This window comes from Nocardia sp. NBC_01503 (assembly GCF_036327755.1).
Taxonomy (GTDB): domain Bacteria; phylum Actinomycetota; class Actinomycetes; order Mycobacteriales; family Mycobacteriaceae; genus Nocardia.
The window spans coordinates 8,281,898-8,302,967 of the sequence record NZ_CP109596.1 but is presented as its reverse complement, the minus strand read 5'-3'; the positions used below and the strand labels follow the sequence as shown (position 1 = coordinate 8,302,967).

Here is a 21,070-nt window from a genome sequence, read left to right as displayed (position 1 = left end):
CAGGCGATAACGGCCTCGACCGAGGCCGTCGCCATATTGGTGATCGGGCTGCTAGTGCAGTGAGACCGTGACGCCGCCGGAGAACATCGAGTCGTGCAGGACCATGTGATCGGGAGCTGAATCTGCTGGCAAGTCGTAAACGACCTGGGCGGTGATTGTGTTGCCGGGGTTGAGGTTTGCGTAGAGGCTGGTGTCGGACTGGAGGTTGATGGCCGCGGTGGGGTCGTTGCTGAATTTGCGGTTCTTGGCGTCGAAGACGTACTGATCGCTGGGGGAGAAGCCGTAGGGCTTGTCGGAGGTGTTGGTGATGGAGATCGATACGACGGTGTAGGTGCCCTGAGCCGTCTTTTGGAGGAACTCGTTGTCGCCCAGGGTTTTTACGCCGGATTGGACCGCGGTGATGACGAATTCGAACTTGCCGTCGCGGACGGGGGTGTTCAGGCCGGGGAGTGGCTTGTTGGGGTCGGTGCCGGGGGAGGATGAGGAGCTGCTGCCTTTGCTCATCAGTGCGCCTCCGATGCCGCACACCGCGACGATGACGGCGAGGATTATCAGGATGGTTCTGAGGGTGTGGGACTTCTTGGGTGCCGGTGGTGTCGGGTACTGCGGATAGCCCTGTTGCGGGGGGAGTTGGCCGGGGTGGGGCTGGTTCGGGTGGGACATGACGGCTCCTGAGGGCATGGTTCGGGAGGTCCCCGGCGACTCGCCGGGGACCGATTACGTTGGTGTGGAATCGATTTCGTAATAGAAGACCGGTCTAGACGGTCGGGCTGGCTACTCCAGGCCCCAGGAGCAGCCGCTGACGTCGACTACGTCGCCGGCGTTGAGGTGCACGAACGACGCCCCGGTATAGGACTCGATGTCGATCAGTTCCGAGGACTTCGCGCCCTTGTCGGGCAGCCAGGTGATGAAGCAGGAGCCGTAGTCCTGGTCGCGGGGGCCGTCGGTGCGGTAGGTGCCGGGCTGGACGTCCTGGCCGACTACCTGCTGGCCTTCGTGGAGCTGGGTGGCGGGATCGGCGTGGGCGATGCCGCCGGCGGCGAGGGTGGTGAGGGCGGTGGCGGCCAGGAGGGTGATGACGTTGCGGCGCATGGGTTTTCCTTCGTTCGGTACTGGAGATCGGGGCGGCCGAATCAGGCTCTGTCCCGCTGATGCAAAACCGTACGAGTCAGTGAAAACATTGTCAACGCGAATTTGGAGATTGATTTTTGCTCAATGGTCGAGCAGTCTGAGGGGAACATTCACGAGAGGAGGGGTATGTCGAAGCCCGCGTCCACGGTCAGTGCTGCGGAGATTTCGCGGTTGGCCGACGTCACGCGAGCCACGGTCAGCAACTGGCGGCGGCGGCATGACGACTTTCCCAAGCCGATCGCCGGGAGTAGTGAGGCGCGGCCGCAGTTCGACCTGCGGGAAGTGCAGGAATGGCTGGTCGGGCACGGGGTTGAGGTTTCCGAGTCGCCGGTTACCGAGCTGCGGACACTGGTGCGGTCGCGCACCACGCCGGATGCCCTTTCTCGGTTGATGGCGGGGCTTCGGGCCTCGAAGGGGAAGTGGAGCGCGGACCCGCGAGCCGATGTACACGGCGGGGTCGATGTACACAGCGAGGCGGATGTACACAGTCGATCCGGAACGCTTCGTGACCGTGTCGCCGATCTGCTGCTGGCGCTTGAACGCGCGGCCGCTGCGGACGGTAATCGCGCCGCTCTGGATGTTCTCGCGGAGCGGGCCCTGGAGGACACTGCCGCAACGGGTGTGTACATCACGCCGGAGGCGGTCGCGAAACTCATGGCGGCCCTGCTGGATTCACCTGCCGCGTTGGAATTGCGGAGCGTGCTGGACCCGGCTTGCGGGAGCGGGTCGCTCGTACTGGCCGCGACGGTGGCCGGTGCGGTCGAACTCTATGGTCAGGATGCTCTGTCTGTGCAAGTCGAGCGCACGCGGTTGCTGCTGGAAGCGGAGGCCGACCTCGAACCCGATGTACGAGAGGGCGATTCGCTCACCGCTGACGCCTTTCCGGACCTGCGCGTCGATGCCGTGCTCTGCAATCCGCCCTATGGACAACGTGATTGGGGGTCCGGTGAGCTCGCGTTCGACACCCGCTGGGATTACGGCACACCGCCGCGTGGTGAGCCGGAGCTGGCTTGGGTGCAGCACGCCATAGCGCATCTGCGGCCGGGTGGTACCGCCCTGCTGCTCCTGCCGCCCGCGGTGGCGACTCGTCCCTCCGGGCGGAAGATTCGCGCGGGCCTGGTGCGGAAGGGCGCGCTGCGTGCGGTTATCGGACTGGCTCCGGGTGCGGCGCAACCGTGGCATGTGGGATTGCAGATTTGGGTGCTGCGGCCATCGCAGGCGGGTGAGCCCGCTTCGGACACCATGCTTTTCGTCGACACGACGGCGCTACCGGCGACCACCGACGGTATCGACTGGGAAGCGGTCACCGAGTCGACGGTGCGGGCATGGCGTGCGTTCGATGGTGAGAACTCCGGCACCGCAACTATTTCCGGATTCGCGGCAGCGGTGCGGCTGGTCGAGGTGCTGGACGATGAGGTAGATCTGACTCCGGCGCGGTACGTCCGCTCATCACTCGACTCGGATAGCGTTTCCGATCAGGTCGACGATGCGATTCGCAGACTCTCCGGTGTCGCGGCGGAATTGGCCTCGGTGACCGATGCGCTGGGTGGATGGTCGGCGGCCTCGGGCAAGTCGTGGCGGTTCGTGTCCATCGCTGATCTGGTGAATTACGGTCAGTTGGAATGGGTTCGGGCCTCTCCGCCGAGTACGGCGAAGTCGGCCAATGGCACTCGTGTGCTGACGGCTCCGGATGTTGCCACCGGCAGCCCGGCCTCGGGCAGTTTCGCCACCTCGGCACCGGAGACCGAGGTCGAAATTCGGGACGGTGATGTGCTGATTCCGGCGGTTCGCAGTGATCGGACCGGCGGCCGCAGTGCGCGTGTCGCGGGTCCGGAGGATGTGGGCGCGATTCGCGGGCCGCATGTGCACCTGCTCCGCCTCGATCGTGAGCGACTCGACCCGTGGTTCGTCGCCGGGTTCCTCACCGGCGCGGAGAATGTCTCCGCCACAAGGACATCCACCATTCGATTCGATCCGAGCCGATTGCGGATACCGGTGCTCGCACTGGCCGAGCAGCAGCGCTACGGCGAGACGTTTCGCCATCTTTTCCTGCTGCGCAATGCTGCTCGCAGAGCCGGATACGCCGCCGAACATGTCGCCGAGCTGGTGACCACCGGGCTGACCGCCGGAGCGCTGGCACCGGATGAGAAGGACCAGAAGTGATGCGAGAGAGGTCAGCCCCGATGCCGGGCTCGGCGCTGTCACGATTGCGATCGTGTTCGGCCGCCACGCCGGACCCATCGCTGCAACGACAGCGGTCATGTTCATCCACGAGGTCCGCGGTGGCGCGACCGGGGCCAATTTCATCCGCTGACTCGGACTCTCGGCTGCTACCGTTGCCGCAGCACGCGGGGATCGTGCTGGAAATGTTCATGAGGGGAGACGGCCGGTCGTGACGGGGGAGATTGCCGCCCATCCCGATTCCGCACTGCGCGTGGCCGGGAGGGTTGGATCGCTCGATGAGCGAATCGATTCGGCTCCGCACGACCAGGTGATGGATTCGCTTGCCGATTATGTCGCGCTGCGGTCCACGCTGATCGAAACAGCCGCTGTGGAACCTCCTGCACTGCAATCGAATACAGCCGACTACAGCGTGATTTCGATGGGAGAGCTCATCGATGCCGAGGCAGTGACTCTCCACGAAGCGCCGCCCACGGTTCTCTCCGAAACCGGTGCGACTCCCATGCTCTCGGCAAAGGACATCCGCCTGGGCCGTACACCCTCCCGCCTGGGTGACGCGGACGCTCGCGGCGCGGTGTCGGTGCGCGAGGGAGATGTGGCAGTCGTGATCGGCACCGAGATGGCCGTCCGCGTCTGCACTACGGACGGTGTCCTCCTCGGACCTGGAATTCACCTGGTGCGGGCCAACTCCAAAGCCGTCGACCCGTACTTCCTCGCCGGTGTATTGCACGCCGCCGCCGAGGGCAATCATGTTGACCTCTATCAGGTTTCGGTGCCCAGGATCCCGCTCGCCGAACAGCGCGAATACGGTGCGGCCTTCGCGCAGCTGGCCGCGCTGGAAACCGCCTGGCAGCAGCGTCGTTCGACCATGGAACACCTGATCCGCGCCGGATTCCGTGGTCTCGCGCAGGGTCGGCTACGCCCCGCTACCGGCGCCGAGTAGGTTGGCGTGTCGGTTCTTCTGGACTCACGGAGGTAGCAGCGGTGCAACCGCAGATCGTCGGCGGCCGGTACGAGCTGATCAATGAGATCGGCGCGGGCGGTATGGGGCAGGTCTACGACGGCTTCGACCGCCATCTGCGGCGGCAGATCGCGGTGAAGTTCACCCATCCGAGTCTGGACAAGGATCCGGATTGGACCAAACGCTTCTTTCGGGAGGCGGAGTTCATGGCGCAGCTGCGGCATCCGGGGCTGCCGATGATCCATGATGCCGGGATCGAGCCGGGGTCTCCCGAACGGCCTTATCTGGTAATGGAATTCGTCAAGGGGATCACCTTCGACGATCTGCTCGAGCGTGAGGGGCCGTTGCCTGTGGGTGTGGTCGCCTCGCTGGGTGCGCAGGCGGCGGCGGTGCTGGCGGCCACGCACCGGAATCGGATCTATCACCGGGATTTGAAGCCGTCGAACCTCATGCTGTGTGCTGACGGGACCGTGAAGGTGCTCGATTTCGGGCTCGCGGTCTCGCTCGATGCCGACAAGACCCGGTACACCAGCACCGGACATACCTTGGGCACACCGGCTTTCATGGCTCCGGAGCAGGTCGAGGGCGGGACCGTGGTGCCGCAGACCGATCTCTACGCGCTGGGGCTCGTACTGCATGAATTGCTCACCGGCGATCGGGTGATGACCGGTAGTTCGCCATATGTGGTGTGGCAGAACCAGGTTCATAAGGCACCACCTGACATCCTTTACGAGAGACCGGAAGTGCCAGTCGAGCTGGCTCGGCTGGTCATGGCCATGCTCGCCAAAGCGCCGGAACAGCGGCCCGATGATGCGGCGACCGTGCATGCTGTCCTGCTGCGGCATGCCACCGGGGTGACGGTGCTCTCCGAAGTGACCGATCCGCTCAGCCCGGCGCTCCTTTACGCCCGGGCAGCAGCGGCGGGCGGATCCTCGCGCAGCGCACCGACTGTCGTGGCTCCGACGCGTGTGCTGCGAACCGGGCCCGAGACCACGCCGAGCGTCCCGCCGGTGCCCACCGACTTCAGCCGCGGCGATATCCAGCGCGCCATGCGCCGCGCCCGCGATTTCGCCGACGACTCGCGATACGACCCGGCCGTGCACGAACTGCAAACCGTCGTCGACAAGGCGCTGCCCAGATTCGGTTCTCGCGACGCCGATGTGGTCGAGGCGCGGCTGCGGCTCGCCGATCTGCGTTTCGAGAGCGTCGACTATGCCGGAGCCGCAGAGCTTTACCGCGCGCTCATCGACGATCTGACTGCCGAGCGCGGGCCGTATGACGACCATGTCATGTACTGCCAGCGCCGGTTGGCGGCCTGCCATGTGCACACCGGGGATGTGAAAGCCGCGCTGACGCGGCTCAAGCGGCTGCACAGTCAGATGGCGGTGCGATACGGCGAACAGGACAGGCGCGTCATCGAATTGGCGGCGCAGATCGGTCATATCAAGGCTGGCTGAGCCCTTGGCGGCTGCGCGATCGTAGACGTCGACGCGGCCGGTACCGCCGGGTCGGCTTACCCGAATCGGCGAGTCTGTCGGACCCATGGTCTACGGTGGCCGGTGCAGAGCATCCGCCGCGACCTCGGAGCGTCATGATCAGTGCGACTCAGACCGTGTTGTCTCTTGTAATAGTGCTCGACAAGAGGGGGGACCGGTTGGTCGTTTGGCATGTGAATGTCGGTCGAGCGATTGGGCTTTCGCGGTTATCGGGCGCTTGGGTGGTTGCCGCCGATGACGCGGAGGTCGTCGGGACGCTCACCGCCGGGTATGACGCGGTGTGGTGCGATGGGGTTGCGGAGGAAGTCGCCACCGCCGCGGTCGTGGATCTCGACGCGACATTCGCCGCCGCGCAAGCCGAGGTCGAGGCCGCGGACTCGCTGTTCACAGAATATCAAGCAGCACAGTCGAATAAGCCGATCCGTCCGGAGTGGCCGGAGTTCGTCCACCCCGCACAAGCACGGCAGGCGCCGTGTGTGGTGGATGAAATCGTCTACGACGTACTGGTTTTGGCGCGCGGCATCGCCGGCCTGGCCGACGCCTGGTCGGACTTCGAATCCTTACGAGTGGCAAGACATTTCCTGACCGAACAAGGAGGTCCCGCCGCCCGCCCGCTGCCCCTCGTGGTGCGGTGACGATGCCCGGACTCTCCTTCGCGGCCCTGGATGTCGAGACCGCCAACTCCTCGCGCGGCAGCATCTGCGCCGTCGGCGTGGCGATCGTTCGCGACGGCATACGCCTGGCCACTCACTCCTGGTTGTGCCGTCCACCGCGATCCGTGGACTTCTTCTCCCGCCATAACATTCGCGTTCACGGCATTTCGCCCATGATGGTGGCGGATGAACCCGTCTTCGCCGAGTGCTTCCCGGAGGTCCTCGAAGCCGTCGCGGACCTGCCCCTGGTAGCCCACAATGCCGGGTTCGACAGCGGCGCGATTCGCGAAGCCTGCCGACACAGCGAAATCCCCGCTCCGAATTGGGATTTCACCTGCACTCTGACCATGTCCCGCCGCCACCTCGACCTGGACAGCTACCGCCTCCCCGATGTAGCCGAAGCTCTCGACATCTCCCTCCTCGCCCACCACAACGCCGCCGCCGACGCCACAGCTGCCGCCGACATCGTCCTGGCCCTGTCCGCCCGCACCGGCATCACCTCTCTGAACGACCTCGAACGCCTCGGCTCCGACCGCCCCTACCGCACCCGCCCGAAACCCCCACTCCGAGTGGAAGTCCCACGCCCCCGCCGCACCTTCTTCGCCCGCGAGGAACTGGTCCTGCCGGAGGTCACCGGCATCGACCCAACTCACCCCCTCCACGGCCAAACCATCGTCTTCACAGGCGATCTCACCACCCTCACTCGCCAGGAAGCCTGGAACATCATCGCCGCCTGCGGCGCCACCCCCGCCAAGAACGTCACCAAACGCACCACCTGCCTGGTGATCGGCGACGGCTTCACCGGCCGAGACCCTTCAACCTTCACCACGACCAAGGCCCACCGCGCCACCCAACTCCGAGCCCAAGGACAACACATCGAAGTCCTCGACGAGCAGCACTTTCTCGCAATGCTCAAGCCAACCCTGACGGTGTCATGACCGCCAGCGCGGGTCGGTGACTCACCGAATCCAGTGGTCTCGCAGCCATACCGTGCACAACATCAGGACGATGATGGCCAGTGTGCTGAGGAAGGTGACCGCGAGCCCGACACCGACCTGCCGCGCTCGACCGCCGGTGCCGTACAGCACCGCGATAACCGCCAGTTCGACCAGGAAGAAGAGCCCCAGGAAGAAGTACGCGAAGCCGAGGCTGAACAGAGATGTGACGTTCAGGAATCCACCGATCGCCGCACTGATGAACGAGGCACGGCCGAACCGAGGGGTATGCCCGGGTACAGGTCCGTTGAATGCCGTCACCACACGATCCCTACGCCGCTGTAGAGGAGAATTTCGAAGACTGTTGCCGCAAGCCATGTTCCGGTGGTCGCGAAGGCCGCCCATGCGATGGCCCGGTTCGACCCGGTCAGTTGCCACAGCAACAGCAGAGCGGCCAACGCGCTGATGCCCGTCGTTATCAGGAACGCCCGGAGGGGAAAGTCCGGGCCGTCGAGGTCGATAACCGCGACGCTCACCGCGAATACCGCCGACTGCAGGACGAGAAGCGCGGCAATCCCGAAGGTCGCCGTCCTCCAATACCGTTCGTCCGGCGCTGATCGCTGCGACATCAGATCATTCCTTTGGCTATGGGTACCGGGGCGTGCGGTGGCGCGGTGACGGGGCCGAGCTCCGCGGACGGTCTGATCGCGGTCTTGGTATCGGAGACCGGGTTCCAGTCATAAAAGTCCGAGAAAGCCTTTGCACCCGAACCGATGTCGTGATGGAACGGCAGGTTCACTGCCGGACCCCAGGATCTGCCGGTCACGGCCGAATCGATGGCAATGGTGCTGCTCTGCCCATTCGGCCGGTCCTGGTAGACCTCCAGTGACGGGTAATCGGTCCGTGTTCCATCGACCCGGACTCCGTCGGCTCCGGGAGTGAAGACCAGATCGCCGTTCACGGTGATCGTATGGTCACCGAGCGGCGAATGGCTTTTCGCCACGCTTGGTGCGAATGGGTTCGCCGCGTCGTATTGCAAGCGCACCGCTCCGTCCGAGTTCTGCCAAACCCGACCCTCGGGAGCCGCGACTTTCACCTCGCCGGGAGTTCCGTCGTCGTTCTGCTCGACGGATGGGTTCTGGCGCATGACCACGATGCCGTTCTCGTAATCGACGTAAGCGGTCACCCGCGTGTGCTCCGGATCGAAATGGGGATCGGCGGAGCGATTGTCGCCGCGATCGCGCGGGAAAGGGTTGACGCCCTTCGGGGTGGAGGTGACATCGCGTTGTTCGATGAATTGACCCGTCCGAACCACTCCCTGACCGTGCACCGGGTCGATGCGGACCACGCGAATCTCGGGTCCGATGCCCTGATACTTCGGGTCGTAGCTCTTGGGGTTCAGCACCTCGGCAGTCGACCAATCCGCGGGACTGGTCGGTGGCCGTCCGAAGACCTGCTCGAACGCCGCCGCCGAGGTTCGGAGCCGATCGGGGTCGGCGCGGGGGTCGAAAGTTGTGTCGGACAGGCCGATGGTCTGGGCCGCCGCGAGAGCCGACGCCGGAGCCATTGCCTCCAATTCGCCGTTGGCTTCGGTGATCTTCGCGCCCCATTGGGCATCCATGGCGAACAGGGTCGATGCCAAACTCGCTAAACGAGAGAGTTGGATGCCCGCTTCGGAATCCCAATCCTCCACACCCGTTATCGACCAGTCGTCGCCTATGGAGACGGGCGGATGGACGTAGTTCAGGATGATGGATTTGATGGTGGCGATCGGATCCGCCATATCCTCGGCTGCACCCGCACAGGCGGCGGCGAGGTCGTCGTATGCGGTGGCGACGGCGCGCATCTGGGTTTGTTCGGCGTCGGCCTCTCCCTCCGCCCCCAGGCGGGCCACACCCTTCCACAAGAGGTCATAGATGGTGGAATGCATTGTGCCGGAGGCTTTTACAATGGCATCGGCGATGTGAGCGGCATTGTCGGCGGCTGTTCGATAGCCGGATACGTCCCAGTTCAGGACCTGAAGCGGAGTGGGCATGAGGTCACCGGCCCGCGTGCGGGTCGCCGGAGTTGATATCGGGGAGCATTGCCAGGCGGTTCGCGGCGTCGGTATCGGTGCCCTGGTAGGTGTCGGCGGCGAGGGTGAGGGCGGTGGAGAACTCGTCGAAACGCGCCTTCAGGACTTCCTTCGCCTTACGGCTCAATGCGTCGGATTGGCCGAGGGCGGCTCCCGCGGCGGACCCGGGCATCTTCGCGGCAACCGGTTCGGCAGCGAGGTGGGGAGCGCGGTCTATATCGCCGGGGAGCAGGGCAAGCGCGCCCGCGGCGGCGCGGAGGCCGTCGGGGTTGACTTCGAATGGCATGGTGCTCCCTCAACTGCAAACTTCCGGCAGACTCTATCGCAGGTTGCTATGACCGATGTGGGGGGAATTGCCCGCATCACAAACGTGGGTGCGGAGACCGATAAGCTGCTTCGGGTGACCGACGAGAAGCTGCTGCAGGGACCTATCCATAACGTCCACGTCGAGCTCGGGGCGACGTTCGCTCCGTTCGGGGGGTGGGAGATGCCTGTTTCGTATGCGGGCACCGTGGGCGAGCACACCGCCGTTCGGACCGCTGTCGGGCTGTTCGATGTCAGCCACCTGGGCAAAGCCACCGTGAAGGGGACCGGGGCTGCGGCTTTCGTGAACTCGGCGTTGAGCAATGACCTGAACCGCATTCGCCCGGGGAAGGCGCAGTACACGTTGTGCTGCACGCCCGAGGGTGGCGTGATCGATGACCTCATCGCCTATTACGTGAGTGATGACGAGATCTTCCTGGTGCCGAATGCGGCCAATACCGCGGCCGTTGTCGCCGAGTTGAAGAAGCAGGCGCCCGAGGGCATCACCGTGACCGATGAGCATCGCGGGTATGCGGTGTTCGCGGTGCAGGGGCCGAAGTCGGCGGAAGTGCTTGCGGCGCTGGGGTTGCCGACCGATATGGAGTACATGGCGTACGCCGACGCCGAGTGGGAGGGGCGGCCGGTGCGCGTGTGCCGGACCGGCTACACCGGTGAGCACGGGTACGAATTGCTGCCGAAGTGGGATGATGCTGAGGCGGTGTTCCGGGCGCTGGTGACGCAGGTCGAAGCCGCGGGTGGTCAGGCCGCCGGGCTCGGCGCGCGCGATACCCTGCGCACCGAAATGGGTTACCCGCTGCACGGACACGAACTCTCCGTTGACATTTCGCCGTTGCAGGCGCGCACCGGCTGGGCTGTCGGCTGGAAGAAGCCGGAGTTCTGGGGTAAGGAAGCGTTGGAGCAGGAGAAGGCGGCCGGTCCGCGGCGACTGCTGCTGGGGCTCAAGGCAATCGATCGTGGCGTGCTGCGCCAGGGGCAGGCCGTGATGCGCGGAGACGAGCAGGTCGGTGAGACCACCTCCGGCACGTTCTCGCCGAGCCTCAAGGTGGGTATCGCGCTCGCGCTGCTCGATACCGCCGCGAAGATCGAACCCGGCGATGAGGTCGAGGTCGATGTGCGTGGTCGCCGCATCAAGTGTGAGGTCGTCAAGCCGCCGTTCGTGGAACCGCACACCGCGTAACTGTCCTAATCGTGCACTTGCCGCTTCGGATGGGTGGTTTTCCGCCTGAAGATGGTGGCAAGTGCACGAAAAAGCCGGGTGACCCGCAGGCGAAACGCCACGACTTCCGGCCGGTGGGTGGGTGGCGGCGTGTCCGCTGGACCGGCAAATTAAACTCGCCGTCATGACAGTCGCCGCGCAGTTCACCCGCACCTCGCACCCCGCGCCCACCTCGGCGGAGCGACGGCGGGAGATTCTCGCGGCCCCTGGATTCGGGCGGTTCTTCACCGATCACATGGTGTCCATCGACTACCGCGATGGAGAGTGGGTGAACCCGCAGGTCGAACCGTACGGACCGCTGTCCATGGACCCGGCGACCATGGTGTTCCACTACGGGCAGGCCATCTTCGAGGGGTTGAAGGCGTACCGGCAGGCCGATGGCAGCATCGCGACCTTCCGCGTCGATGCCAATGCGGCGCGATTCCGTCGCTCGGCGGCGCGCATGGCCATGGCCGAGCTGCCCGATGAGCTGTTCATCGAATCCGTGCGTCAGCTGCTGGAAGTCGACTCCGCGTGGGTCCCGCCCGCCGGTGGTGAGGAGTCGCTGTACCTGCGGCCGTTCATGTTCGCCACCGAGGCCGGACTGGGTGTGAAGCCCGCCGCCGCGTACAAGTACCTGCTGCTGGGTTCGCCTGCGGGCGCGTACTTCCCGCGCGGTGTGAAGCCGGTGAAGGTGTGGCTGTCGACCGAATACGTGCGTGCCGCCCCGGGCGGTACCGGTGAGGCGAAGGTCGCGGGTAACTACGCCTCCTCGCTGCTGGCGCAGAAGCAAGCCTCCGAAGAGGGCTGTGATCAGGTCGTGTGGCTCGATGCCATCGAGCGCGCGTACGTCGAGGAGATGGGCACCAATAACCTCTTCTTCGTCTTCGGCACCGGCTCGCAGGCGCGGTTGGTGACGCCGGAGCTGTCCGGCTCGCTGCTGCCGGGTATCACCCGCGATTCGCTGCTCACCCTTGCCGCCGATTCCGGGTATCCCGTTGAGGAGCGCAAGATTTCGGTCGACGAGTGGCGCAAGGGTGCTGAAAACGGGGAAATCTCGGAGGTTTTCGCCTGCGGTACCGCCGCGGTGATCACCCCGGTCGGCACGGTGAAGTCCGCCGAGGGCGAATTCGTCATCGGCGGAGGCGAACCGGGCGAGGTCACCATGGCGCTGCGGGACACCCTCACCGGTATCCAGCGCGGAACCTTCGCCGACAGCCACGGCTGGCTGCGCACCATGGCGTAACGCCCGCACACGTGAAAACGCCCGCTCCGAATGGGATTCGGAGCGGGCGTTGCGTTTTCGGAGAAGCGGCCTGACGCATTCGTCGCCGAGCAGGTCTCCACCCCCGCCGGCCTGGGGCCGATGTTGCTCGAGCCGTCAGCGCGCGGGCCGCCGCGCCTGGCCGCCCGCAACCGAAATCAGCTGGGTATGAACATCTGCCACTCGTCCAAGGTCTTCGGCCGCATGACGTAGTTCTTCTCGACGATCTTGGTCAGCTCGGCGCTCGGCTCCTCGGAGTACCAGTGACCCGGGTACACCACCGGATTGCCTTGCAGCGCGGCCAAAGAGCGCAGGCTGTGGAACATATCCTCGGAGTTGCCGCCGGGGAAGTCGGTGCGGCCGCAGCCATCGACGAACAGGGTGTCGCCCGCGATCAGCCGATCCTGGAAGAGGAAGCACTGGCTACCCGGCGTATGTCCGGGTGTGTGCAGCAGCTCGATCTCGAATCCGCCGACCGCGACCTTATCCCCGTGCGCGTGCCCGGTCAGTTCACTGGGCGCGATCCCGGTGACATTCGCGACCCACGGCAGCTCCTCGGCATTGACGTGCACCGGCACGGAGACCTTCTCCAGCAGCTCCTTCACTCCGCTGAGCGTGAAGCCGAGCATGGTGCCGCCGACATGATCGGGATGATGATGCGTGGCCAGCACACCCGACAGCCGCATCCCGTCGGCCTCGGCGATCTCCACCAGGTCCGCGGCGGCGTACGCCGGGTCGACCACCACGCAGTCGCCGGTCTCCCGATCGCCGATCAGGTACGCGAAGTTCCGCATCTGCGTGGCGATCGGATCACCGACCGCCCAGTCGCGACCCGCGAGCAGCTGACGAAAATACAAACGGTCCGAGGCCATAGCGAACACCCTATTGCCTCGGACACGATTGAATGTGCCGGACCCCCACCGAAGTTGGACCGTCGCCCAGACTTGCTCGAGACGCAGGCTCCGTCTCGGCCGGGGGCTGGTGTGCTGCGTATGGGACCTGTGTGGATCCCGGCCAAAAGCATGCCGGGATGACGGGTGAGCACGCCGTGATGGCAGGTAGGCATGCGGGGATGACGGACGGGCGTGCGGGGACGACGACGGAGACGCGCTCTCCTCATACCTCAGTAGGCGGGTTCCGACGACGACAGCGCGCTCCCGCGTTTCGGTATGCGCCGATCCCGCACGGCTTCCAGCCAATTCGCGAAGAACGTCTGCGAATGTGTGGACCAGTCGCGGGCCACTTCGGTGTGATCCGCGGGCAGCATCAGTGCGTCGAGCAGGGCCGGGTCGCGATGGATGCGCACCGATTCGGCATGCGCGGTGAGTCGCTCGTGCACCTCGGCCGGGAAGTACCCCACCGGAATCAGAGGGAATGGCAGCGTCTGATCGGCGATCCAACGACGCAGGTCCCGGCGATACTCGCGGGCAACGGTGTCCGGCAGATATTCGGGATGGCCCTGTATGAAGACGTGCCGCAGCCCTTCGGGGCCGATGGCCAACTGCCATTCCGCTTCCTCGGAATCGAGGAGCACGGTGAGTCCGGCCGAACGCACGTCTGCCGAGGTCATCACATTCCACCGCGAATGTGGCGCGCGCACAGGCGTGGTGAGTCCCGCTGTCAGTACGGCCTCCGGACCGTTCGCGAAATCCGCTGCGGCAGAATTTATTTCACCAAGTCCGAGAGCTCCCGGTGCTAGCTGAACCCGATGATCGAAAACACCATGGCAGCGCTCCGTCAGCCGCTGGCGGCGCAACCCGTGCAGCAGATACAGCGCGGCATGCGCGGATTGGCACGAGAACAGCAGCGAGGCGGTGCCCGAGCACTCCCGCAGCAGCCGCTCGATGATCGCCAGGCATGGTTCATCCGCGATATCGGTCGCGGTGGGCTCACTGCCGCTGATGATCAGCGCGTCCATCGCGGCCAGTGCGGGCCAGTCGACCGCGTCGGGCGAACCGAGCGGATCGATCCCGAAGCAAGTCAGCTCCACCCGCGCGCCGACATCGTCGAGTCCGCCGAGCTCGGCTAGCGCAACACCGGGCGAATTACTCTGGCCGAGAGTGGTTTCCGTGCCTCGCGCAGTCGGCGCATCACCATCGAACGGCGACTCCGGCATCACCCACCCGAGCCGTTCGGTCGCTCCGCGCACCGCCTCGACGAATACGCGTTTCGTCATGCTGTCCGGCCGAAGTGAAAGCAGATCCACGACGCCGACCCGTACCACCATCATCAGGTCCTTCGAAAGAAGCGCTGGCAGAAGAACGCGAATGAACCGCGGTGATCAGGTCCGGTTCTCGCGCAAAAAGAACCGCACGCCGATCACTTGATCAGCGTGCGGTACGAACTTGTCGAGCAGGTTTCAGCGAAGAATATGTTCGATCTCGGAAGCCGCTTCGGGACCGTACGCCTCGCGCAGGCGCTTGAGGGCGACGTCCTTGTCCAGGGTCCATTCCTGGGTGCCGATGGTCTCCAGGATGAGAACGGCGATGAGCGAACCCAACTGGGCCGAGCGCTCGAGGGACAGGCCCGCGGTGTGGCCGGTGAGGAAGCCCGCGCGGAAGCCGTCGCCGACGCCGGTGGGGTCGACCTTGGCATTGTCGGGAACCACGTCGACGTGGAGTTCGGTGCCGTCCTTGTCGACGATCTTGGCGCCCTTGGAGCCGAGGGTCGTCACCCGAATGCCAACGCGCTCACCGATTTCGGCTTCGGTGAGGCCGGTCTTCTGCACCAGCAGGCCCCACTCGTACTCATTGGTGAACAGGTAGGCGGCACCGTCGATGAGCGAGAGCGCCTGTTCACCGTCCAGGCGGGCCAGCTGCTGGGACGGGTCGGCGGCGAAGGGGATGCCCGCGGCGCGGCACTGTTCGGTGTGCAGCACCATGGCGTCGGGATCGTTCGCGCCGACGAGCACCAGTTCGAGGTCGCGGTCCGCGGCCAGCTCGCCGATGGAGATTTCGCGGGCCTCGCTCATCGCGCCCGGATAGAACGAGGCGATCTGCGCCATGGACTCATCGGTGGTGCAGACGAAACGCGCGGTGTGCGCCTCGGTGGAGGTGTGCACGGCGGAGCAGTCGACGCCGTTGGACTCCAGCCATTGCCGGTAGTCACCGAAGTCGGGGCCGACCGCGCCGACCAGCAGCGGGGTCTGGCCGAGCAGGCCCATGGCGTAGGCGATATTGCCCGCCACGCCGCCGCGGCGGATAACCAGGTCGTCGACGAGGAAGCTCAGGGATACATGCTGCAACTGGTCGGCGAGCAGTACATCGGAGAATTTCCCCGGGAAGCGCATGAGATGGTCGGTCGCAATGGAGGCGGACACGGCGATGGTCACGGGTGTCGATCCTTCGGTGACGTGCGCTGCGCACACCTATACGAGACGGGGCAGACGCGGGGCCGGGTGGATTGGGCGAACCGACAGGTCCGCACCTTGAAAATACACTGTCCGAGACGGGGAAACCCAACTCTCGGGGCTCTCAGGGGCTTCGCCCCCGAACCCCCAGGAGCATTCCAGGGGCGCTGCCCCCGGACCCCCGGAGTTGGCAGGGGTGCTGCCTCCGGTCTCCTGGAGTTGGCAGGGGTGCTGCCTCCGGTCTCCTGGAGTTGGCAGGGGTGCTGCCTCCGGTCTCCTGGAGTTGGCAGGGGTGCTGCCCTGGACTCCCGAAGTGGGTGGGGTCCGTTCTGTTCGGACATGCAACAGCGCGGAACCTCCTGTCAAGGAATGTTCCGCGCTGGATGCGTCAGATCAGTTGAAGCTGTCGCCGCAGGCGCAGGAGCCGGTGGCGTTCGGGTTGTCGATGGTGAAGCCCTGCTTCTCGATGGTGTCGACGAAGTCGATCGAGGCGCCCTGGATGTACGGGGCGCTCATGCGGTCGACGGCGAGCTTGACGCCACCGAACTCGACAACCAGATCGCCGTCGAGCGAACGATCATCGAAGAAGAGCTGGTAGCGCAGACCGGCACAGCCACCGGGCTGCACGGCGATCCGCAGCGCGAGGTCGTCGCGGCCCTCCTGGTCGAGCAGCGCCTTCGCCTTGGCGGCAGCGGCGTCCGTCAGAGTCGCACCGTGAGTGGTGGTCTCGTTCTGCACAGTCATGAACTCTCCTAAAGGACCTGTTTTCAACCCGTGAGAAGGGGCACGGCTCGATGCGTGTCAACGCCTCTTCGCGGACGACTATTCCCAATCCTACGCGGCGGTGATTCTGTCGGCGGAGCGGCCGCGCCACCGCTGGGATATCAAAGATGGGCGGACCAGGTTTTTCCGGCGGACAGGTCATCGAATAGCCTGGTCGCCGTGAAGTTCCTGCGCCGTGGCGATTCCGACACCACCTCCGACACCTCCGCCGTCGATGCCGGTGGCGCCGCGACGGTCCAGGACCGGCCGTCGACCGCCGGTAAGGGGCGGCCCACTCCCAAGCGCCGTGAGGCCGAGGCCCGCCGTCGCGGGCCGGTCGCACCCGCGCCGCTGACCTCGAAGGAAGCGCGTGCGCGTCGCAAGGAGCTGCGTGGTTCGCGGGCCGAGCGCAAGGTCGACGCGGCCGAGCGCAAGGCCGCGACGCAGGATCGCCGCGCGCGCATGCTCGCCGGTGAGGAGCAGTACCTGCTGCCGCGCGACAAGGGGCCGGTGAAGGGTTATGTGCGTGACATCGTCGACGCGCGCCGCAATCTGCTCGGTTTGTTCATGCCCCTTGCGCTCGTGCTGATTCTGAGCATGATTCTCTCGCCCGCACTCCAGGCGATCGTGACGCTGGCAATGCTGGTGATGATGGTCTTCATGATCATCGAGGGCATCATTCTCGGTCGCATCGTGAACAAGCGGGTGCGTGAGCGCTTCCCGGATGCCACCGATTCGAGCTTCTCGCTGGGCTGGTACTCGTTCGTGCGCGCCTCGCAGATTCGCCGCATGCGTGCGCCGAAGCCGCGGGTCAGCGCGGGGGACAGCATCTAGTCGCAGCATTGAGACGACGAGGGCCGCCGAATCATTCGGCGGCCCTCAGTTGTTGGTGGATTCACCACTCGCGCTGCGACACGAGGGTGGTGGTTCGGGCGGGTGGTGTGGTCGTTCGTCGCCGAAGCGGACCGATGTCGCCGTGGTGCCCCAGTGCCGCGGTGCGGGACCGACCAGGGCCGCTGCCAGCCAGCTCATCAGCCGTGCTCGCGCATGGAGGCGATGGCGCTCAGTTCGAGCGCGGCGCGGGCCTGGTCACGGTCGGTGATGCCGGTGGATCCGATGCGGCCCCAACCGGATTCGCGGTGGAAGGGGACCGCACGCCCGGCGGCGGCGAAGAGGGTGAAGAACCTGGTGAACATCGCGGATGCCTTGTGTTCGGTGGTGCTGCGGGTCGGGGATACGAACCCGGTGCTGATGGTGGTCATGCGCGTGCCTCGCCTTCGTCGGTGGAATCGGTTGTGTCCCATGCCATGGCGGCGTAGGTGAGATATCCGAGTGCGCTCATCGCGGTTCCGGCTGCGGTGATTGCGGTTATCGCTTGCATGGCAGTAAGTTTTCTCCAATGCGGTTACTGCCAACAGTGGCTGTTCTGACATTGATCGCAAAGATTCAGCCAGGTATGGTGGGGGCATGCTCTCGAAGGTCGCGGTCGTACTGAACGAACGCCTCGCCATGTTCGAATTCGGCGTGGTCTGTGAGGTTTTCGGGCTGGATCGGACCGCGGACGGACTGCCGCCCTTCGACTTCCGCGTCTGCGGAGCCGATCCGGGTAAGCTGCTCGCGTCCAGTTCGCCGGGGATATCGGTGACCGCGCAATACGGACTGGAAGAGCTGCGGGACGCGGATCTGGTGGCGATTCCGGCCTTTCCCTACTCGACCGAAGGGGCGATGGACCCGCGGGTCGTGGATGCGGTGCGGGACGCGTCGCAGCACGGTGCCACCGTCTTGACGGTGTGCTCCGGGGCGTTCCTCGCGGGTGAGGCCGGACTGCTCGACGGGCGCAAATGCACCACGCACTGGCGGTACGTCGATCAACTGGCCGAACGGTTTCCGCTCGCCACCGTCGATCCCGATGTGCTGTTCGTGGACGAGGGCAATCTGATCACCAGCGCCGGGACGGCCGCCGGGATCGATGCCTGCCTGCATCTGGTGCGGCGCGAACTCGGCAGTTCGGTCGCCAATGCCATCGCCCGGCGCATGGTGGTGCCGCCGCAGCGGGACGGCGGACAGCGGCAATTCATCGAGCGGCCCGTGGTGGATTGCAGCTCGGACAGCCTCAGCGAGACGCTGCACTGGCTGGAGAAGAACCTGGAACTACCGCATACGGTCGAATCGCTCTCCGCGCGCTCGAATATGTCCACCCGCACCTTCGCCCGCAAATTCGCCGCCGAGACCGGCACCACCCCGGTGAAATGGTTGACCGGGCAGCGCATTCTGCATGCCAAGCAGTTGCTCGAGGACACCGATATGGATTTGGAAACCGTCGCCCACCACTGCGGATTCGGCTCCGGCGCACTGCTGCGCCACCACTTCCAGCGCCTGGTCGGTATCGCCCCCGCGGAATATCGACGCCGATTCGGTGGGGTGCGCAGCGCATAGCGTGCCTAGTCGGTGCGGGAGTGCGGGCTGTTGATACCGTGCTGACGTGTCGCACAGTGCTCAGTCAACCGATCGACCGCTACGGACGCTGGTGCTCGGTGGAGCCCGGTCCGGGAAGTCGGCTTTCGCGGAACAGTTGGTTGCCTCGGAGGCGGTGCGATATATCGCGACCGCGATCCCGGACCCCGAGGATGCGGATTTCGCCGAACGCATTGCGGCACACCGGGTCCGGCGACCCGCGAATTGGACCGTGGTGGAGGGTGATCCGGTCGCGGCGCTGGCCCAGGCCGTTCCGGCCACCCTTGTCGACGATCTCGGTACCTGGCTGACCGCTCGTATCGATGCGCGCCAGGCCTGGGAATCGCCGCGCGGGACCATCGCGCCCGAGGTGGACTCGCTGGTCGCCGCCGTGGCCGAGTACCCCGAACGCCTCATTATCGTGAGCCCGGAGGTCGGGCTCGGCGTCATTCCCGCCACCCACTCCGGGCGGCTGTTCCGCGATGAGCTCGGTGCGCTGAATCAGCGCCTGGCGCAGCTCTGCGATGAGGTGTACCTCGTGGTCGCGGGTCAGGCGATGCGCGTCAAACCCGATCGTGCTTTCGTCTCGGGCGCAGCTCTCACCGACGCCGCCGCGACCGCGGATGCTCAGTCGGCCGCGGTCGTGCCGGGTGCGCCCGCCGCCAGCGTGGCGGATGCTCCTGCCGCACAAGCGGACTCGGCCGCCTCCCCGGGCAGCGCCGCAGTGGATTCGACGGCTGTGACCGCCGCCGGTGGGAGCGCGGTGGATCATTCTGCTGCGCATGCGGATCAGGCTGTGGCTGCCGGGGACGCTCACACGGTGGTCGTGGGGTCGACGGCCGGGCTCGATGCCGCTCAGGGTGCGGTCGATGTCGCTGGTGCGGCGAGTGTTGCCGGGGCCATGAGTCTTTCGAAGCCGGTACGGATCTCGTTCGGACCCGTGCCGGGGCCGGACGCCGGGGTGCGGTCGGCCGCTGAAGGGCGGCAGCTGGAGCTGACCAAGCCAGCCGGGGCGTTGGGGCGGCTGGAGACTCTGGGCAATTGGGTGGCGGCCTGCCAGGGCCTCTGCCCGCCCAAGCAGTTCGAGCGGGCGCGGATTGTGGTGTTCGCGGGCGATCATGGCGTTGCGGCGCATGGTGTTTCGGCCTATCCGAGTGAGGTGACCGCGCAGATGGTCGCCACCTTCCTGGCCGGTGGGGCCGCGGTGAATGTGCTGGCGCGGTTGGCCGATGCCACGGTGCGGGTGGAAGACATCGCGGTGCAGGGGGATACGTCTCCGGAGATTTCACGGCACAAGGTGCGGCGGTCGAGTGGATCCATCGATCGCGAGGACGCGCTGAGCGAGGCCGAGGTCCAGGCCGCGCTCGCGGCCGGTGCCGCCATCGCCGACGAGGAGATCGATTCCGGCGCGGACCTTCTCATCGCCGGTGATATGGGCATCGGGAACACGACGCCCGCGACCGTCCTGATCGCGACGATCACCGATACCGAACCGGTGGTGGCGGTCGGTCGTGGCACCGGTGTCGACGATGCCGGGTGGATTCGCAAGACCGCCGCGATCCGCGACGCCATGTGGCGCGCGCGGCCGGAGGTCAAGGACCCGATTGCCCTGCTGCGCATAGCCGGTGGCGCGGATCTGGCCGCCATGGCCGGATTCCTCGCGCGCGCCGCCGCCCGCCGCACCCCGGTGATTCTCGATGGCGTGGTGGTCACCGCCGCCGCGCTCGTCGCGAACCAGCTGGCGTTGGGTGCGCGCGAATGGTGGGTGGCGGGCCATCGCTCGAGCGAGCCGTCGCACACCATCGCCCTGGAGAAGTTGCAGCTCGAGCCGCTCGTCGAGATGAATATGCGCCTCGGCGAAGGCTCCGGCGCGGTAACCGCGCTGCCCGTCCTGCGCGCCGCCGTCGCGACCCTCGCCGAAATGGCGACCTTCGCCCAGGCCGGAGTCAGCACCGCCGACGATCTGGCCGACAGCGAAGCCGCCGACCGCGCATGATCGGCCTGATGCCGATCGGGCAGGCGTCAACGGCTGGCCGTGGATCGTGCGGAGGTCGGTGGTGGGGCCGTCGATGACGACTACCGAGATTCGACGCGCAATGCCGCCTCTCGTCGTCCCGGCAGGCTTTTGGCCGGGATCCGCACCGGCTATGGTCCAACAGGTTTCGATGGATCCCGGCCAAAAGCGCGCCGGGATGACGGGGCGACTTCATGCCGCACAGCTCAGTAGGACAGTGGCGGAACTGCCGGTCGTGTGTCCGTTGATCGCTGTGCCGACGTCGCGCACGGCGGAA

At 65.9% G+C, this 21,070-nt stretch carries 22 protein-coding genes; 10 read left to right on the top strand and 12 right to left on the bottom strand.

The annotated features are described in order from the left end of the window. Positions 1–51: 51 nt before the first annotated feature. Positions 52–663 (bottom strand): DUF4352 domain-containing protein, encoded by a 612-nt coding sequence (locus OHB26_RS38495; protein ID WP_330182152.1) that lies wholly within the window; start codon positions 661–663, stop codon positions 52–54. 111 nt (positions 664–774) lie between these two features. Then, positions 775–1,092, bottom strand: coding sequence for a hypothetical protein (locus tag OHB26_RS38490; RefSeq protein ID WP_330182151.1), 318 nt, complete (start codon positions 1,090–1,092; stop codon positions 775–777). 165 nt (positions 1,093–1,257) lie between these two features. Between OHB26_RS38490 and OHB26_RS38485 the strand changes: the two genes are divergently transcribed. The 5 genes from OHB26_RS38485 to OHB26_RS38465 all read left to right on the top strand — a co-directional run bounded on the left by OHB26_RS38485 (position 1,258) and on the right by OHB26_RS38465 (position 7,360). Next, positions 1,258–3,294, top strand: coding sequence for an N-6 DNA methylase (locus OHB26_RS38485; RefSeq protein WP_330182150.1), 2,037 nt, complete (start codon positions 1,258–1,260; stop codon positions 3,292–3,294). Between the two features lie 229 nt (positions 3,295–3,523). Further along, positions 3,524–4,255 carry a hypothetical protein gene (locus tag OHB26_RS38480; protein ID WP_330182149.1) on the top strand — a complete coding sequence of 244 codons (732 nt, stop codon included), beginning with the start codon at positions 3,524–3,526 and terminating at the stop codon, positions 4,253–4,255. 41 nt (positions 4,256–4,296) lie between these two features. Continuing rightward, complete coding sequence (locus tag OHB26_RS38475; RefSeq protein ID WP_330182148.1) at positions 4,297–5,730, top strand: protein kinase domain-containing protein; 1,434 nt, start codon at positions 4,297–4,299, stop codon at positions 5,728–5,730. Positions 5,731–5,990: 260 nt separating this feature from the next. Beyond that, complete coding sequence (locus OHB26_RS38470; RefSeq protein ID WP_330182147.1) at positions 5,991–6,404, top strand: hypothetical protein; 414 nt, start codon at positions 5,991–5,993, stop codon at positions 6,402–6,404. Positions 6,405–6,406: 2 nt separating this feature from the next. Beyond that, positions 6,407–7,360 (top strand): exonuclease domain-containing protein, encoded by a 954-nt coding sequence (locus OHB26_RS38465; RefSeq protein ID WP_330185915.1) that lies wholly within the window; start codon positions 6,407–6,409, stop codon positions 7,358–7,360. Between the two features lie 21 nt (positions 7,361–7,381). Here the strand turns inward: OHB26_RS38465 and OHB26_RS38460 are convergent, their stop codons facing one another. The 4 genes from OHB26_RS38460 to OHB26_RS38445 are packed head-to-tail and all read right to left on the bottom strand — an operon-like array spanning position 7,382 to position 9,717. Next, positions 7,382–7,678: a hypothetical protein gene (locus OHB26_RS38460; protein WP_330182146.1), complete on the bottom strand. Its 297-nt coding sequence runs from the start codon at positions 7,676–7,678 to the stop codon at positions 7,382–7,384. Then, positions 7,675–7,986, bottom strand: a complete 312-nt coding sequence (locus tag OHB26_RS38455) for a hypothetical protein (protein ID WP_330182145.1) — start codon at positions 7,984–7,986, stop codon at positions 7,675–7,677. Before OHB26_RS38455 ends, OHB26_RS38460 begins: the two co-directional genes overlap by 4 nt. After that, positions 7,986–9,392: a hypothetical protein gene (locus tag OHB26_RS38450; protein ID WP_330182144.1), complete on the bottom strand. Its 1,407-nt coding sequence runs from the start codon at positions 9,390–9,392 to the stop codon at positions 7,986–7,988. The genes OHB26_RS38455 and OHB26_RS38450 overlap by 1 nt, the downstream gene beginning before the upstream one ends. Before the next feature lie 4 nt (positions 9,393–9,396). Further along, the gene (locus tag OHB26_RS38445; RefSeq protein ID WP_330182143.1) at positions 9,397–9,717 is read right to left on the bottom strand and encodes a type VII secretion target; all 321 of its coding nucleotides are present in this window, start codon (positions 9,715–9,717) and stop codon (positions 9,397–9,399) included. 114 nt (positions 9,718–9,831) lie between these two features. Between OHB26_RS38445 and gcvT the strand changes: the two genes are divergently transcribed. Beyond that, a complete protein-coding gene (gene gcvT / locus OHB26_RS38440) occupies positions 9,832–10,932 on the top strand; it encodes a glycine cleavage system aminomethyltransferase GcvT (protein ID WP_330182142.1) in 1,101 nt (366 codons plus the stop codon). A 163-nt stretch (positions 10,933–11,095) separates the two neighbouring features. After that, positions 11,096–12,196 (top strand): branched-chain amino acid aminotransferase, encoded by a 1,101-nt coding sequence (locus OHB26_RS38435; protein ID WP_330182141.1) that lies wholly within the window; start codon positions 11,096–11,098, stop codon positions 12,194–12,196. 176 nt (positions 12,197–12,372) lie between these two features. On the opposite strand, the gene OHB26_RS38430 is transcribed toward OHB26_RS38435, so the two are convergent. The 4 genes from OHB26_RS38430 to OHB26_RS38415 all read right to left on the bottom strand — a co-directional run bounded on the left by OHB26_RS38430 (position 12,373) and on the right by OHB26_RS38415 (position 16,307). Further along, positions 12,373–13,086, bottom strand: a complete 714-nt coding sequence (locus tag OHB26_RS38430; RefSeq protein ID WP_330182140.1) for an MBL fold metallo-hydrolase — start codon at positions 13,084–13,086, stop codon at positions 12,373–12,375. A gap of 251 nt (positions 13,087–13,337) precedes the next feature. Beyond that, positions 13,338–14,444: a homoserine O-acetyltransferase/O-succinyltransferase family protein gene (locus OHB26_RS38425; RefSeq protein WP_330182139.1), complete on the bottom strand. Its 1,107-nt coding sequence runs from the start codon at positions 14,442–14,444 to the stop codon at positions 13,338–13,340. Positions 14,445–14,573: 129 nt separating this feature from the next. Next, positions 14,574–15,545 (bottom strand): carbohydrate kinase family protein, encoded by a 972-nt coding sequence (locus OHB26_RS38420; protein ID WP_330182138.1) that lies wholly within the window; start codon positions 15,543–15,545, stop codon positions 14,574–14,576. Between the two features lie 411 nt (positions 15,546–15,956). Then, a complete protein-coding gene (locus OHB26_RS38415; protein WP_067565240.1) occupies positions 15,957–16,307 on the bottom strand; it encodes a HesB/IscA family protein in 351 nt (116 codons plus the stop codon). 198 nt (positions 16,308–16,505) lie between these two features. Between OHB26_RS38415 and OHB26_RS38410 the strand changes: the two genes are divergently transcribed. Next, entirely contained in the window at positions 16,506–17,159 is a 654-nt protein-coding gene (locus OHB26_RS38410; protein WP_330182137.1) for a DUF3043 domain-containing protein, read from the top strand. Between the two features lie 197 nt (positions 17,160–17,356). Here the strand turns inward: OHB26_RS38410 and OHB26_RS38405 are convergent, their stop codons facing one another. Both OHB26_RS38405 and OHB26_RS38400 read right to left on the bottom strand, forming a co-directional pair. Next, positions 17,357–17,587, bottom strand: a complete 231-nt coding sequence (locus OHB26_RS38405; protein WP_330182136.1) for a hypothetical protein — start codon at positions 17,585–17,587, stop codon at positions 17,357–17,359. Then, positions 17,584–17,706: a hypothetical protein gene (locus OHB26_RS38400; protein WP_330182135.1), complete on the bottom strand. Its 123-nt coding sequence runs from the start codon at positions 17,704–17,706 to the stop codon at positions 17,584–17,586. The genes OHB26_RS38405 and OHB26_RS38400 overlap by 4 nt, the downstream gene beginning before the upstream one ends. Positions 17,707–17,792: 86 nt before the next feature. Between OHB26_RS38400 and OHB26_RS38395 the strand changes: the two genes are divergently transcribed. Together OHB26_RS38395 and cobT are read left to right on the top strand one after the other, a co-directional pair. Then, positions 17,793–18,761, top strand: coding sequence for a GlxA family transcriptional regulator (locus tag OHB26_RS38395; RefSeq protein ID WP_330182134.1), 969 nt, complete (start codon positions 17,793–17,795; stop codon positions 18,759–18,761). A gap of 46 nt (positions 18,762–18,807) precedes the next feature. Beyond that, positions 18,808–20,775, top strand: a complete 1,968-nt coding sequence (gene cobT, locus OHB26_RS38390) for a nicotinate-nucleotide--dimethylbenzimidazole phosphoribosyltransferase (protein WP_330182133.1) — start codon at positions 18,808–18,810, stop codon at positions 20,773–20,775. The last annotated feature ends 295 nt before the right edge of the window (positions 20,776–21,070 follow it).